The organism is Pseudomonas piscis, from assembly GCF_009380155.1.
Taxonomy (GTDB): Bacteria; Pseudomonadota; Gammaproteobacteria; order Pseudomonadales; family Pseudomonadaceae; genus Aquipseudomonas; species Aquipseudomonas piscis.
In genome coordinates this window covers 39,406-53,450 of the sequence record NZ_WHUV01000002.1, presented here as the reverse complement: position 1 = coordinate 53,450, position 14,045 = coordinate 39,406, and the positions used below count along the sequence as shown (strand labels likewise).

General features: G+C 65.0%; 17 protein-coding genes. 5 read left to right on the top strand and 12 right to left on the bottom strand.

Features of this window, described 5'->3' with window-relative positions; all coding sequences use genetic code 11:
• Positions 1–7: 7 nt before the first annotated feature.
• Positions 8–460, bottom strand: coding sequence for an anti-virulence regulator CigR family protein (locus GDH07_RS10130; protein WP_152897427.1), 453 nt, complete (start codon positions 458–460; stop codon positions 8–10).
• 171 nt (positions 461–631) lie between these two features.
• Between GDH07_RS10130 and GDH07_RS10125 the strand changes: the two genes are divergently transcribed.
• Positions 632–1,012, top strand: a complete 381-nt coding sequence (locus GDH07_RS10125) for a hypothetical protein (protein WP_152897426.1) — start codon at positions 632–634, stop codon at positions 1,010–1,012.
• 42 nt (positions 1,013–1,054) lie between these two features.
• Here GDH07_RS10125 and GDH07_RS10120 read toward each other — a convergent pair whose 3' ends face one another.
• The 5 genes from GDH07_RS10120 to GDH07_RS10100 form a co-directional block, all read right to left on the bottom strand.
• Entirely contained in the window at positions 1,055–2,221 is a 1,167-nt protein-coding gene (locus tag GDH07_RS10120; RefSeq protein WP_343038213.1) for an FAD-dependent oxidoreductase, read from the bottom strand.
• Positions 2,222–2,313: 92 nt separating this feature from the next.
• Positions 2,314–2,661 carry a ribonuclease E inhibitor RraB gene (locus GDH07_RS10115; RefSeq protein WP_152897425.1) on the bottom strand — a complete coding sequence of 116 codons (348 nt, stop codon included), beginning with the start codon at positions 2,659–2,661 and terminating at the stop codon, positions 2,314–2,316.
• Between the two features lie 87 nt (positions 2,662–2,748).
• Complete coding sequence (locus tag GDH07_RS10110) at positions 2,749–3,183, bottom strand: hypothetical protein (protein ID WP_022639166.1); 435 nt, start codon at positions 3,181–3,183, stop codon at positions 2,749–2,751.
• Positions 3,184–3,426: 243 nt separating this feature from the next.
• Complete coding sequence (locus GDH07_RS10105; RefSeq protein ID WP_152897424.1) at positions 3,427–4,926, bottom strand: UbiD family decarboxylase; 1,500 nt, start codon at positions 4,924–4,926, stop codon at positions 3,427–3,429.
• 3 nt (positions 4,927–4,929) lie between these two features.
• Positions 4,930–5,295, bottom strand: coding sequence for a hypothetical protein (locus tag GDH07_RS10100; protein ID WP_178124039.1), 366 nt, complete (start codon positions 5,293–5,295; stop codon positions 4,930–4,932).
• Positions 5,296–5,459: 164 nt separating this feature from the next.
• On the opposite strand from GDH07_RS10100, the gene GDH07_RS10095 reads away from it, so the two are divergent.
• The 3 genes from GDH07_RS10095 to GDH07_RS10085 all read left to right on the top strand — a co-directional run bounded on the left by GDH07_RS10095 (position 5,460) and on the right by GDH07_RS10085 (position 6,751).
• Positions 5,460–5,762, top strand: a complete 303-nt coding sequence (locus GDH07_RS10095) for a DUF4156 domain-containing protein (RefSeq protein WP_178124038.1) — start codon at positions 5,460–5,462, stop codon at positions 5,760–5,762.
• A 76-nt stretch (positions 5,763–5,838) separates the two neighbouring features.
• On the top strand, positions 5,839–6,048 hold the full coding sequence (locus GDH07_RS10090; protein ID WP_152897423.1) for a hypothetical protein: 210 nt from the start codon (positions 5,839–5,841) through the stop codon (positions 6,046–6,048).
• Positions 6,049–6,193: 145 nt separating this feature from the next.
• Complete coding sequence (locus GDH07_RS10085; RefSeq protein ID WP_178124037.1) at positions 6,194–6,751, top strand: hypothetical protein; 558 nt, start codon at positions 6,194–6,196, stop codon at positions 6,749–6,751.
• A 17-nt stretch (positions 6,752–6,768) separates the two neighbouring features.
• Here GDH07_RS10085 and GDH07_RS10080 read toward each other — a convergent pair whose 3' ends face one another.
• Both GDH07_RS10080 and GDH07_RS10075 read right to left on the bottom strand, forming a co-directional pair.
• Positions 6,769–7,476 (bottom strand): haloacid dehalogenase type II, encoded by a 708-nt coding sequence (locus GDH07_RS10080; RefSeq protein ID WP_152897422.1) that lies wholly within the window; start codon positions 7,474–7,476, stop codon positions 6,769–6,771.
• A gap of 230 nt (positions 7,477–7,706) precedes the next feature.
• On the bottom strand, positions 7,707–8,651 hold the full coding sequence (locus GDH07_RS10075; protein WP_152897421.1) for an alpha/beta hydrolase: 945 nt from the start codon (positions 8,649–8,651) through the stop codon (positions 7,707–7,709).
• 137 nt (positions 8,652–8,788) lie between these two features.
• Here GDH07_RS10075 and GDH07_RS10070 point away from each other — a divergent pair, with 137 nt between their 5' ends.
• On the top strand, positions 8,789–9,703 hold the full coding sequence (locus GDH07_RS10070) for a LysR family transcriptional regulator (protein ID WP_152897420.1): 915 nt from the start codon (positions 8,789–8,791) through the stop codon (positions 9,701–9,703).
• A 267-nt stretch (positions 9,704–9,970) separates the two neighbouring features.
• On the opposite strand, the gene GDH07_RS10060 is transcribed toward GDH07_RS10070, so the two are convergent.
• The 4 genes from GDH07_RS10060 to GDH07_RS10045 all read right to left on the bottom strand — a co-directional run bounded on the left by GDH07_RS10060 (position 9,971) and on the right by GDH07_RS10045 (position 13,978).
• Positions 9,971–11,077: a YheT family hydrolase gene (locus tag GDH07_RS10060; protein ID WP_152897419.1), complete on the bottom strand. Its 1,107-nt coding sequence runs from the start codon at positions 11,075–11,077 to the stop codon at positions 9,971–9,973.
• Positions 11,078–11,159: 82 nt separating this feature from the next.
• Positions 11,160–12,026 carry an SDR family NAD(P)-dependent oxidoreductase gene (locus GDH07_RS10055; RefSeq protein WP_152897418.1) on the bottom strand — a complete coding sequence of 289 codons (867 nt, stop codon included), beginning with the start codon at positions 12,024–12,026 and terminating at the stop codon, positions 11,160–11,162.
• 120 nt (positions 12,027–12,146) lie between these two features.
• Positions 12,147–12,986 (bottom strand): SDR family NAD(P)-dependent oxidoreductase, encoded by an 840-nt coding sequence (locus GDH07_RS10050; protein ID WP_152897417.1) that lies wholly within the window; start codon positions 12,984–12,986, stop codon positions 12,147–12,149.
• A gap of 47 nt (positions 12,987–13,033) precedes the next feature.
• Positions 13,034–13,978 carry an alpha/beta hydrolase gene (locus GDH07_RS10045; RefSeq protein WP_246195937.1) on the bottom strand — a complete coding sequence of 315 codons (945 nt, stop codon included), beginning with the start codon at positions 13,976–13,978 and terminating at the stop codon, positions 13,034–13,036.
• Positions 13,979–14,045 lie beyond the last annotated feature (67 nt).

Genomic DNA, 14,045 nt, shown 5'->3' with positions numbered 1-14,045 from the left:
AGGCCGATCAGTCGAGGACGCCGCTGAGCACTTCGTAGATGAGCCCGGTGGCGACGGTCACCAGGATCAGGTCGGTGCCGGCCTGCCGCCACTCATAGCCGTCGTAGCGCGGCAGCTGGCCGAGCAGGCGGCCGTCGAGCTTCCTGGCGATGCCGGGAGGCAACGGCTTGCCCCGCGCCAGGTTCTTCTGGATACCGGGCGGCAACGCCGGACCGGGCCGCCAGTAATCACGATGGCCGCTCAAGATCCCCAGGACATCGCCACGGTCGATGGACGGACCACCTTGCCAATTGCCCTGTTTGCCCCCACCCCCCGAATTGCCGTGCCCCTGGCCATGCTCGGCCGAGCCCTGGTCATGGCCTTTGCCATGACCGTTACCGGGATCGGCGCCAGCACCAGTGGGGCCGACAGCCAGGGCGGCGCAGGCCAGGGCGACAACCAGGGCTCGTGGAATGTTCATGCTGGATTTCCTGTCTTGCAAGGGGCGTCATGAACTATAGCCACTCCCCGCTGGCGGCAACCTGCCAGTTCACCTGGGCGGTCGCACTCTCCTACAATGGCCGCCTCATGGACCGAATCCAGGGGCTGGGCGGCGTATCGTCCAAGGTTCCTGACACTCAAGAGACAGACGATGAAGACCACCACTGCCCTGCTGCTTCTACTGCCTGCGCTACTGGCCGGGTGCGGTCCCGACCAGTTGCTCTCCGACCTGCCATCGCCCGGCGGCACGTATCACGTCGAAATCCGCCAGTGCCCCGAAAGAGGCAGCATCACCTGGGGCCAGAGCCTGCAGGTCTCGGTGCTGGAAGCCGGGAAGTCGGAGAAGTGCAATACCTTCATCAGCGCCCTGGCCCAGTTCGGCGGGCAGGAGTCGGCAGACCAACTGCAACTGCAATGGCTCTCCGATACCGAACTGCGGGCCTGGCTGCCCAGCTTCGATCCCGAGTACGGCCCCCCGGCGTGGAATCACCAGCAGTCGCCGCTCAAGCTGGTCTTCAAGCCCGAGCCCTGAGCCGGTTCGCGGGTCCATCCCGATGGGTTCGAATGGCAGGAGCTAACCTGCGGCGGCCTCGAAGCGGCGGAACAGCTCCACCAGGCTGCCGGGCGCGTCGGCATCGAAGAACAGCTCCAGGTTCGCCCCGGTCCTGACGGCGGCCTCGTTGCTGCGAACAAAGAGTTCGGCCTCATAACTGGCCAGCGCCGCCTCCACATCACCAGCGGACTCCAACAACGCCCTGGCCAGCTCGGCAGCGTCGTACAGGGCCAGGTTGGCCCCCTCGCCGGCGAACGGCGACATCGGGTGCGCGGCATCGCCCATCAGCGTAACCCCGGGTGTCCGTTGCCAGCGGTGGTCGACGGGCAACGCGTGGATCAGGCGGATGACCGGCACCGTCTGGCAAGCGGTGATCAATGCCCTGAGCGCGGGCGCCCACCCAGCGTATTCCCTGGCGATCCGCGGCAGCGCCGTGGTGGGCGCGGCCAGCTCCCCGGGACTGAACCAGTCCGCCGGTACTTGCAGGGCCACATAGGCCTGCAGGGTGCCGTCGGCATGTCGGTGGGCGAAGATGCCCTTGCCCGGCATCACCGCCATCAGGGTCCCCTGGCCGATGATCCCGGCGGTCGCCGGGTGCTGCTCGTCCCCCTTGAAAAGGACTGTCTCGACGAAGGAAATGCCGGTGTACCGAGGCTTGGTCGCGCACACCAGCGGCCGGACCCTGGACCAGGCACCGTCGGCGCCCACCAGCAGGTCGGCCACAACCGAGGCGCCATTGGCGAATTGCAACCGGTGGCACCCGTCACCGATCGCCGTCGCTTGGACCAGCTTGTGCTGCCAGCGCACGCACCCTTCGGGCAACGAGTCCAGCAGGAGTTGGCGCAACTCGCCGCGATCGACCTCCGGCCGAGTAGCCTGTCCAGCACCAGGGCGCTCCAGCAGCACATTGCCCGTGCTATCGCAGATGCGCTTGGCATCCTCGCCAGGCCGGACCAGGCGCAAAAAGGCGTCGTAGAGGCCCGCAGCCCTGAGCGCCAGCTGGCCGTTGTATTCATGGATATCCAGCAGCCCACCCTGGATACGGGCGCCGGCCGAAGGTTCCGCTTCATAGACCGTCGCCACCACACCATGGATGTGCAGCACCCGGGCCAGGAGCAATCCTGCCAGCCCTGCGCCGACGATGGCGATCGACGCCGAAGTCAGGCTTGTTGCATCGCGTCCGGCCACCAGGGGCTCCTTCTGAATGGATCATCGATTACCCCGGCCAGTGTCGCCCGGGCGCCACTCTCGCCATGCCGATGCGGCGCCCGGCGCCTCGCTCAGTGCACCTGTTCGGCCTCATCGGCCTGGAGCCGCTCCACATCCCAGCCATCGAAGAACGCGCCATAGGCCTCGGCCAGTTCATTGAACGCGCTGCAACGGCGCGCGAGCTTGTCCGCGGCCAGGACCTCGGTCTTGCTGACGAACAGCGTCCAGTCGCCTTCATCGTCCTGATGCACGTTCTGGACGACATAGTCGTGATCGACGAGCTCGGAATAGATCCCCATCAGGTCTTCCTCGGCCTTGGCGATGAAGAAGAACCCCCACTGCAATGGGCTCGAGGTATCCCAGCCATCCTGCTGCATCTGCGAATACGTGGCATCGATCGAGGCTTTATTAGTTTCCATTACTGACTCTGTACCTGGGTTGAACGACTGCCAACCTGTAGTGGTTGGCTATATGCAAGACGGGTTGCTTCACTGTGAGTTGTGAAATCAATCCCAATAGACGGTGTAGACGTGGTAGCCGGCCCGGGGCTCTGGCGCGCCAGCGTGCTTGCCATAGGGCCAGCCCTCGCCGATGCCATCGGCTTCCAGGCCTTCGATCCACTGCTCGGCCACCGCCAGTGGCGCACTGGAATAGATATGGATGTTCTCCGCCGCCGGCCAGTCATCGGACTCCAGCGCCTCGCCCCACTCCTGATGCAGGCCCACATACACGCCCTGGACGTCGGGACGCTGCTCCAACGCCTTGAAATGCGCGTGGATCCGAGCGATGGAAGGCCGTCCGAACTCCCATTGATTAGGGGCGATGGACTGCTCCTGGTCGTTACCCTGGAAATACTCGTCCAGGGTTACCAACGGAAGATGCTCCTCATCCAGCGCGTCCAGCGCCTCGAGTCGCTCCAGCAGTTTTTCTCGATGATTCATGATTTACCTGTAGGTCGAAATCCTGTTCGCAAGCACCCCGCGATGCATTGCGCTGGGTGCCGTCATCTATGTGGCGCCAGCTCTGGCACAAGGCTTTGGGCGGGCCGAGCCAGACGCTACCCCTCCTTGATCGGCTCCGGCAACAAATTCTGCAACGATATCTGCACCCGCCCGGGACCTGCCAGGCAAGCAACCCTGCATTGGCACCGGCTGCCGACCCCGCAATGGATCACCACAAGCGCTTCAGTCCCGGGCAAGGTAGCCGTACTGCGCCCAGCGCTGCTGGACCTGATCCTGTAGCGCTGGCGGGAACGAATGCTTGAACGAGGCGGTGCCGGCCCGCATCTGCCCGCGGAACTGCTCGGGAAACAGGCAATTGATCACTGCCTTGCCACCGCTGCCCCGGGCCCTGTCGGCCTCATTCAGGTAAGGCACCATGGGAAACTCGCGCTGCTGCGGATAGCTGAAATGGTCATGGGCCGGATGCGAGCGCGTGGCCAGCGCCCACACCACCTGATCGATATCGGTGATATCGATATCGTTGCCCACCAGGATCAGCTTGGGGATCAGGTAGCCGGGGTGGGTGTCGAACACCGTCCGGGCGATCAGGTCGGCGAAGGCCCTGGCCGTAGTGTCCAGGGCCGCCAGGGCGACGGTGTCCACCGAGATCACCGCCCAGCAACTCGCCGCCTCGTACGAGCACCACACCATGTCCACGGGAAGCCCGGCCTGTTGCAGTAGCTCCAGCAACTGCGCCGAGATCATGGTGCCCCAGATGGTGTGGTTTTCCTCTGGCGGCAACCCGGCCACGCAGATCGGCAGGATCGGTCGGTCGCGGAAGGTCACGGCATGGACATGGAACACCGGCTGTTGGTGCCCCACATGATGCTGGTAGCCGTGGTACTCGCCCATGGGGCCCTCCAGCGCCGTCTCGCTGAGGCTGATCTCGCCCTCGAGGATGATTTCCGCCTGGGCCGGCACCCACAGGCCATTGGTCTGGGTCTGGACCAGGTCGAGACCCTGGCCCATCAGCGCCCCCACATACCCGGACTCGCTCACCCCGGCCGGCAGCGGCATGCCGGCCACCGCCACGGCCGCCGGTGGTGCGCCCAGGGCCATGGCCCACGGAGTGGCCTTGCCCTGCTGCGTCCACATCTGGCGGATCATGCCGATGTGCTGCGTGGGGATCGCCGGACCAGTGAGCCGGTTCTTGTCGAGCAGCATCAGGCGCCCGATGCCCCAGCTGTCCCAGGAGCGGTCCGGCGACTGGACCACATGGAAACCATAGGTGCCCAAGTAGCGGCCACCATCCTGCTCATGGAGCAAGGGCACGGCGAAGCGGGTCAGGTCCACCTCGTCACCGCGCCAGATGTTCTGCTGCACCGGCCCCGTGGGCACATGGCGAGGGGCCACGGGCCGGGCTTTCATCGCCGCGCGGATGGCGGCGACGATGTCTTGTGCGGTGCTGGCCTGCGCCAGCCCCAGGTGCAGGGCCAGGCGCCCGTACTCGGCGCCCGGCTTGCCGCTCATGCCGGCTGGGGCGCCCAGCACCCGCGCGCCCAGGGCATTGCCGGCAACGTTATGGAACAGCGGCGCGGGCAAGCGCTCTTCGTATACCCGCCGGGTGATCGCAGCCATTTCCATGTCGCTGTCGACTTCGACAGTGACGTCGACCAGATCCCCTCTGTTCCTGAGTTCCTCGATGAATTGCCGAAAGTCCACGGCGCAGTCATGCAGGCTCATGTTTCAACTCCCTGTGGTGGATGGGGCGAACTGGCGCTCGTAGGCCAGGACATGCTTGGGGAAGAGCTCGTCATAGGTGGGCGACTCGATGCCCAGCACATGCACTTCCATGGCGTCGATCCCGGCATCGGCCGAGTAGTCGAGAATGCACAGGCCGGCCGCGCGAATCTGCTGGGGGCCAGCACCTTGCACCGTCAGTTTGAACGCTCCCTGGTCATTCCCGGCGCAAGCCCGGACCTGTTCCTGGATCGCGGCATAACCAGGCCCCGGGACGAAGAGCCCGAAAGCCACGCCCATGGGCGGGTCACCCTGTTCGAGGTCGGACCAGCCAATGAGCTGCCCATGACTGAAGATCTGGAAGCGCCCCATACCGATACCCTTGAAAGAACCAATGATTGGCTGGCAAGGGTAACCGATCGCCATTCACCATCGCGCGGCGCGGCACTGTCCTGACCCTTTGCACCTGACGGCCGATGTAGGCATCGGCGGCGTTTAATGAGATAAAGCCACAGCCCAGCCCATAGGAACTATCGATGATGCGCCACCTCATTACCGCCCTCCCGGGCCTCGTCATGGCGACCCTGCTCTGTGCATGCACTACGCAATTGACCGATGGCGGGCGCCAGGTGAACCTGGTCACTGCGGCCTCGGCCCAGGCCTGCAAGGTAATCAAAGGCTTCACTGTCAAGGGCTCGTCCAATGGCGATGCATTGAACATGGCCTTCAACCGGACGGCCGAGTTGGGCGGCGACAGCGTGAGCGTCATCGATGTCGGCGACGATTCCAGACTCCAGGCAGCGGCCCTGCAATGCCGCCGTGATGCGCCGCGCGACTGAACATCGCCTGCACCTTCACCGGCCCTTTTGCACTCGTTCCCCTGGTCGTGATCACGACCCCCAGAGATTTCAGCCAATGTCCAGGAAAGCACCCGCAGGGGCCAACACCGCCACCGCCGCCGATATCGAACGCTCGATCCAGGCCCTCAACAAGATGGCCGAACGCCTTTGGGGAGAAGGCCGGGAAGCCGAGGCCCAGGCGCTGATCAATGCCCTGGACGCCCTGAACCGCGCACTGGATCGCATCCGCATCGGTGAAAGCCGCAGGGCCGTCACCGTCCATTGACCAGGCCTGTTTCCCCGCCAGATCCATGAAAGCAGAGCGCCATTAGCACATCAGCGCTAGTCGACCCCTTTGCCCTGGCCCGCCTATAGTCCCGCCCCGCCGCCCCGATGCGGGCGTGACCAGAACCACCAAGGAAGGACCACCCATGGCGAACTCTCTGCCGTGCGCCGGGCGTTCGCTGCTGGCGCTCAGCCTGTTGTGCGCCAACGCCATGGCCGGTACCGCGGGCGATTACTGGATAGTCCACGGCAAGCAGGAGCGCTATCGCCACGAGGTGTTCATTGCCGATGCCGCCGGTATCCTGCCCACCCCTGAAGGGGTGCAGTCGGCCATGATCATGCAGATCTTCGAAGACCCGACCATGCCGGTGCTGACGGCCTACGAGATCCAGTACAAGTGCCAGGAACACAAGCTGCGCCTGGACAGCGCCAGGAACATGCGGCGCCTCGACTACGCCTTCAAGGACGCGACCACCAGCCGTGGCTGGATCGATCCGCAACAGTCCGCCTATTGGCTCCAGCGCAGCTACGCGTTCGTTTGCGCCCCGGGCAACCGCGACCACAACCGGATGCTGCCGCTCGGCAAGATGTCCAAGGCGCAGATGGTCCAGGCCGTCCAGGCGATGTTCCTGGAGCCGCAAGACAATCCGTCCGACAGCACGATGAACCCTGACCTGGATACGATGCTCGACCCTGTACCGTGAAAGACGACGGGGCGTATTCAGCACCCGAGCTGATCGGCAAGATCCAGGAAGTCCCGGGCGTTGATGTCGAACCTTGCGTCGAACGCCGTATCGACATCGCCATCAGGACCGAACTCCAGGGGCCTGGCCACGAACGCGGTCTTGAGCCCCAGGGCGCCGGCGGCCAGCAGATCGTACTTGTGGCAGGCGACCATCATCGCATTTCCGGCGCCGATGCCCAGGTAGCGCAGGGCCATCTGGTAGGTGCGTGGGTCGGGCTTGAAGGTGCCGGCCATCTCGGCGGCGAAAATGGCATCCCAGGGCAAGCCGCCACTGCGGGAAATGTTGATGACCGCGCTGACGTCGGCATTGGACAGGGTCACCAAAGTGAAACGCGGCTTCAGTCGCCGCAGTCCGGCAACCGCATCGGGCCAGGGCGCGATGACCTGCCAGGCAACATTGATCCGCTCGCGCTCATCAAGCGTCAGGAATTGCAGCCCATGGGCCTCGATCACCTCATCCAGGGCTTGCCGGTAGAGGCGATCCACCGAACTCCAGGGCCGCGCACCGGCAAGGATCCCATCCAGCGCCGGCCGGTACTTGCGCCGCCAGGCATCGACGAAACGCCCCCAGTCAATGTGCGCCCCGCGGTCGCCTGCCACCTGCCGGGCCTGTTCGGCCACGCTCGAGCGAAAATCGCAGACGGTTCCCTGGACGTCGAAAATCAAGGCTTGCGGCGAACTCATCACCTATTCCCTCCATGCGAGCGATCGAACCTCCCACGCCCCGGCCGCAGGGCACTTGTGGCTCCAAGGCCGGACGACACGCACGCCCCTGCGGCGGTTGCGGCCTTGACCGGCCGCAGCACGCTCCAGCCGGGGCGCAGCAAGCATAGCAACGGTGCTTGTGACATAGCGTGCCCACAGCCCTTCACCCACAAGGAACCTGCTGGTTTCCAGCGTGAGGCGCACCGCCCTCAAGCTGCCAGGTGTGCCCGGAAGAACGGCACTACCCTGGCCAGCGCCCTTGCCGTCGCTTCAGGCTGGTCGTACAGCTCGTAGTGCGAGGTATTGGGCAAGACCAGCAGCTCCTTGTCTCTGGAGGCCGCGCGGCCATAGAGCTCCTGGCCGTCACGATAGGCCCCGAAGCCTCCGGGCCTGTCGCCGATCACCAGCAGCAAAGGTTGGGTCAACAGCACTTCGGCGAGGTGGAAGGCATCCCAGTCCACCGCCGCCGCACGACGCGAAAACAGGAAGCTGGTGGGACCATGCTCGGCACGGCCCCGTGCAGTCTTGTAGTAATCGGTGGCTTCGAGAACATCGATGTCGTTGATTCCGACTTGCTTGGCCGCTTCCACCGATGGCGGCAGCACATCGTCCACCCGCCCTTGGCCACCCCGGGCCTCGGCGGTGCGCTGCGCCGCGATGGCTTCCAGCGTAGCGATTGGATCGTAGCCGCCAAAACCCTCACGGCTCAGGCGCCCGAAGTTGACCCCGGTGATGCTCGCCACCGCCCTGATCCGCCGTTCGGACTTGATCGCGCTGATGGCATAGCCGCCCCCACCGCAAATGCCCAGCACGCCGATGCGATCGGCATCGACATAGGGCTGCGTCACCAGGTAATCGACCACCTGGCGAAAGTCTTCCACGCGCTGCCCCGGGTCCTCGACCAAACGCGGCTCGCCACCGCTGGCGCCCTGGTAGCTGGCGTCGAACGCGATCACCACGAACCCCGCCTTGGCCAGAGCAGCGCCATACACATTGCCGGAGGTCTGCTCCTTGCAACTGCCGATGGGGTGCGCGCTGATGATGGCCGGATACTGCTTGTCGCTGTCGAACTGGGGTGGGAAGTGCAGGTCCGCGGCGATGTGCCAGGCCATGCCTGGGTTGCGGAACTGGACGGTTTCAATCGTGTGGCTCATGACCGGATCCTTGCATTGATGATGACAATCGGGGTTATGCCTGCTTCGGCAGTTGCCGTGTGCCATGCAGGTTAGGCCTTGAGCGGTCTATTGATAATCCTTCAGAATCAGCATTCAGTCATAAGCAGGCTTGATAAATGCAAGGGCATCGACTTCGAGACCTGGAAGCTTTCCTCGCGGTAGCGGAAGAAGCCAGCTTCACCCGCGCAGCCGCGCGGCTGGGCATTTCGCAATCGGCCCTGAGCCAGGTCATCCGCGGGCTGGAGGAAAGCCTCGGCTTGCCACTGTTCGCCCGCACCACCCGCAGCGTCTCGGTGACGCCGGCCGGCGAACGCTTGCTGCTGCTCATCGGGCCGGCGGTGGGCCAGATCCACGCGGGGCTGGAGAAAGTCACCGAGCTGCGGGACAAGCCCTCGGGCACCATCCGCATCAGTGCCGATGAATACGCGGTGCACAGCGTGCTGCAACCGGCGCTCAGGCACTTCCTGCCGCAATACCCGGATATCAACGTCGAACTCACCGTCGACTACGGCCTGACCGATATCATCAGTGGCCGCTACGATGCCGGTGTACGCCGGGGCGGGTTGGTGGCCAAGGACATGATTGCGGTGAACATCAGCGCACCGCACCCGATGAGCGTGGTGGGCTCGCCCGCCTACCTCGCGCAGCGCCAAGCGCCGCAGCAGCCGCGCGACCTGACCGACCACGCCTGCATCAATCTGCGCCTGCCCACCCATGGCGAGCACTTCGCCTGGGTGTTCGCCAAGACGGGCCAGGAGCAACGGGTCCGGGTCGAGGGCCAGTTCATCAGCAACAGCATCGCCTCGGCGCGCGGGGCTGCCTTGCACGGCCTGGGCCTGGCGTACCTGCCCCTGGCCTACGTCAGTGATGCCCTGGAGAGCGGGCAGCTCGTCGAAGTGCTGCCGCAATGGCGCAAGACATTCGAACCCTATTACCTGTACTACCCCAGCCGCCGTCACCCGTCGGCAGCCTTTACCCTGCTGCTCGAGGCATTGCGCCACAAACCACAGGCCGCAGCGTTATCTACCTGAGGTGTGCCGAATGGCTCCCGGCGGCTGACCATTGATGCGCTTGAAAGCCCTGCTGTGGGCCGCCAGGCGCGTGGGACTTCCAATGGTTCACGCTGATGCGCATGGCGCCACTCAAGATGGCCCGCACGGCATCGGGGTGGACTTGCTCCGGCGCTCGGGAATCGTCATCGGCATGTGCGGCTGCGTGCTTGCCCATACCGGCCAAGTTGCCGCGACATGGCGCGGCCACAGGCCCGGCGCTGCACATTTGAACGAAGCGGGAGCTGATCAGGGGCTGGGTTGCCCATGCACCGCCCGCAGGAAATCGGCCGCCAGGTGATGTGCCCATGAACGCGCCGTAAAGCCTGCGAGATAAGCGCAGTGGCTGCCTCGCCGGGTAACGGCCAACAACGTCCTGGGCATGCGTGACAGGGCGTTCTGATGATCGCGCACGTTACCCAGTACGCAGACCGGATCATCCTCGGCGTTGAGCACCAGCAGCGGGATGGTCACGGTCTCCATCACCAGCATCGGGTTGCAGGCCTCGAGGAAGGCTTGCTGGGTGGGATAACCCGCACACTCGTACAGGTGCCGGTGGAACTCATCCAGGCTCTGCGCACCCTCCAGGGCCGCCAGGCTGGGCAAGTGCGCCAGCGCCTGGCGATTGGGGGCCACGAACTGGCGCACCAGTTTCCTGGCCATCAAGCGGGTATAGGGCGCACGTGCACGGCCGAAGGCCACGCGGATGTCGTAGCCCGGGCAATAGGCGAAGGCGCCCCGCAACGGCGTATCGGCGCCCTGCTCGCCCAGGTAGCGGATCAGCAAGCCGGTGCCGGCGGAAATGCCGGCGGCGTACAGCGCCGATTGCGGGTAGCGCTCGGCGATCAGCCGCAATTGTTCACGCAGATCGGCGGTATCGCCCATGGTGTTGAAACGCGGGCTGGTCAGCGGCAACTGGCCGTGGCCGCGACGCTCGCATAGCACCACGCGCCAGCCGGTGAGCCGCCTAAGATCACGGACGAAGCCACGCATGCTGTGTGGCGAGCCGGTGATGGTATGCAGCACCACCAGGGTCGGGACCTGCTCCGGCAGATCGCAGCCAAGCCAGTGCAGCGCGGTGGTGCCGCCATCGGCCATGTGCAAGGTATCGACATGCTCGTAGCTCAGGCGCGCAGCCAGGACCTTCTTCAACCCCAGCCCAAGCAGTTGCAGGTGACCGTTGAACAACCAGGGCGTGGCCCAGAAGCGTCGGCTCAAACGCGGTACTTGGGCAATCAGCGCCTGGTTCTGCGGGTTGGGCTGGTAGATCAACTGTGGCCTGCGTGCGGCCGTGAACAGATAGTACGCACCCAGCCCGACAGCCAGCACGGCACAGGCGCTGATCCAAAACGACATCCAGAGTTCCTCGATCAAAATATGCAACACGGGTTCAGGTCGCTACGCTGGCCAAGACCCGGCCCCACGTCAATACCTGGCTTCAGCTCTGGGGGCGATTGCGCACCACCTCTTCCTCCAGTTGCAGCAGCAAGCGCTGCAGGCGAGGTTCGCGCGCAACGTGCCAATCCGTGAACACATTGAAGATGCCGCGCATGATCGAAATGGGCGCCCAGCGAAAAGGCGCGGTGATGCGCGGCTGGCGCTTGCGCAATCCCCGCACCACGCCACGGCCGATCACTTCCGGCCCCACCGGTTGGTTCAAGAACGGCGGAACCCCGATTTCGTTCATCTTGGTGGCGATGGCGTTGCCACCGAAGGCGACCTTGGCGATGGCGGTATTCACCCAGCCCGGATAGAGCACGCTGGCAGAGGCGCCGGTACTGCCCAACTCGGCGCGCAGCGAGCGAGTCAGCGACTCCACCGCCGCCTTGGACAAGGCGTAGGGCGCATTGGCCATGCCATTGAGATAGGCGTAGGTCGACGAAGTGACCAAGATCTGCCCGCGGTTGCGCACGACTTCCGGCAATGCCGCGCGCACCGTATGCCACACGCCGAACAGGTCCACTTCGACGATGCGCCGGAACTCATCCTCATCGCAGGTGCGCAAGGTCGCCGGCGTGCCCTTCCAGGAAATGCCGGCGTTGGCGAAGGCCACGTCCAGATGGCCAAAGCGCTCCACGGCCTGGTGTACCACCTGCCTGGACGCCGCGCTGTCGGTCACGTCCAGCTCCAGGGCCAGCACTCGTTGGCCATCGAACTCCTGGGCCAACAGGTCCACCGCCTCCTGCCGGGTATCGGTCAGCACCAGGTTGGCGCCGTGCACATACAGCTCCCGGGCGGTGGCGGAGCCGATGCCGCCGGCCGCACCGGTGATCAGGACAACTTTGCCGTGAAGGTCGTAGTTCATGCTGTCTGTCTCTTGTTGTTGGGTCGGGAAACTGCCGCGCCGCCTTGCCTACGACCTGGCTGCCAGCCAGTACCCCGCCATCGAGGTCATGACCCACGGGACAGCGCCGGCCGGCGGTGCTCAGGACGTCTTGCGGGTGTTCGTGAGTCGTACCGCTTCAGCCACCTTGCTTGGCTCGAAGCCGATCCGCTCGATCAAGCGCCGCAGCAGACCGCATGTTTTGGCCACCATGCCGTTGCTGCTCGGCACCGTGACCAGGTCACGCCGGCGCTCGATGCAGTCGACGAGGGAAGCAACCACCTGGTCCAGCGCCACGAACTTCCAGATGCCCCGGTGGCTGTTCCACACCAGGGCGCTGCACGGATGATCGATGACCGCCTCCATCATCGGCGTCTGGAAGAACGTCGGATGCAAACTCCCCACCCCGACGCCCTGGGGCTTGAGCTCCAGACGAATGCTGTCGCACAGGGCCCAGACCCCAGCCTTGCTGGCGGTGTAGTGCGCGTTCAGGGGCGAATGCACGAACGCCGCCATCGAGGAGATGGCCAGCAGGTAACCCTGGCGCGCCTTGACATACGGCAGAGCGGCACGGAAGGTGCGCCAGACGCCGTTGAGGTTGATATCGACAACCCGGTCGAAGGCGGCAGGTTCCATGGACTCCAGCGATTCGGGAGAGCCGATGCCCGCCCCGGCGATCACCACATCGATGCCGCCAAAATGCCCTGCAGCATCCTTGAGCGCCGCCTCCAGGCTCTGCAGCGAACGCGCGTCGGCCACCCAGCCAGCGGCAACGCCGGGACCGCCCAGGTCGATTGCCAGGGCATTGAGGCTGTCGCGGTCCAGGTCCAACAAGACCAGCTTGGCCCCCTTCCCGCGCAGCGCGATGGCAGCGGCCCTGCCAAGGCCGCCGGTGGCGCCGGTGATGGCGATGACGCGATCTCTGAGTACGTAACGGGTCATGGTTGCTTTCCTAGCGAGTCTTGGATGCAGGGAGTACACAGGCCGCGTTATCCACGGGAGCGCCGCTCAGGTTCATTGTTCTTTGGCGCCACCGGGACCGTGCGCAGGAGGAAGTCGACCTGGTCGGCCACCACTTCCTCGAACGGCTTGCCGACGTAGATGGCGAAGTGGCCGTAGGGATAACGCTTGATCTCGTGACGCGGAGCGCGCCCGGCGTGTCGCAGGGTCGCCTTGGCCGGAGCCACGCTATCGGGGTCGCAAACGCTGAACAGCACGGGAGCTTGGATGCCAGGGGTCCGGCGCCCGGGGTAGTAGCGGATGATGTCCAGGGCGAAGCGTGCGGCGATTTCGTTGCGATTGCTGGCACCGGGAGCGATCAGCCCGTGGTACCCGCCCCAGCTATCGGGCGAAGTCATGAACGCCGTCTCACCCGGCTGGCCGGCGAGCGCGGCCATCACCGGCCTGGCGCCGAGCATCGCGCCGAGGCGGTCCAGCACCGCCAGCGCGGTGAGCTTGATGGACACCAGCGGCTGGGTGACGAGACTGGAAGCCAGGCCATCGGTGAAGGGACACTGGGAAATCACCGCGGCCACCTGCGGGTCCTCGGCGGCGATCGTCAGCACATGCCCGCCACCAAAGGAGGTGCCCCAGATCGCCACACGCTCCGGGTCCACTTCCGCAAGGCTTCGAGCATGGGCAAGCGCTGCATGCCAGTCCTCCAGCTGGCGCTTGATATCCAGCAATTGGCGAGGCTCGCCATCGCTGTCGCCAAAGTGCCGGTAATCAAAGGCCAGGCAGGCGTACCCGGCCGCCACGAAGCGTTGAGCGAAAGCAGGAATACGCATTCCCCGGGTGCCGCCCAGCCCGTGGGCCATCACCACCACAGGGAACGGCCCGGCACCTGCCGGCTGATAGAAGTCGGCTACACAGCGAGTGGCATTGGAGTAAAAGTGCAGCGTTGTCGAGACCGGGAATTCACTGATATCGCTCATGGTTCGCTTCCGTTGGAATAGCTGGCGTGATTGCATTGTTGGCAAGGTAAGCCGGCCCTGCTTGACG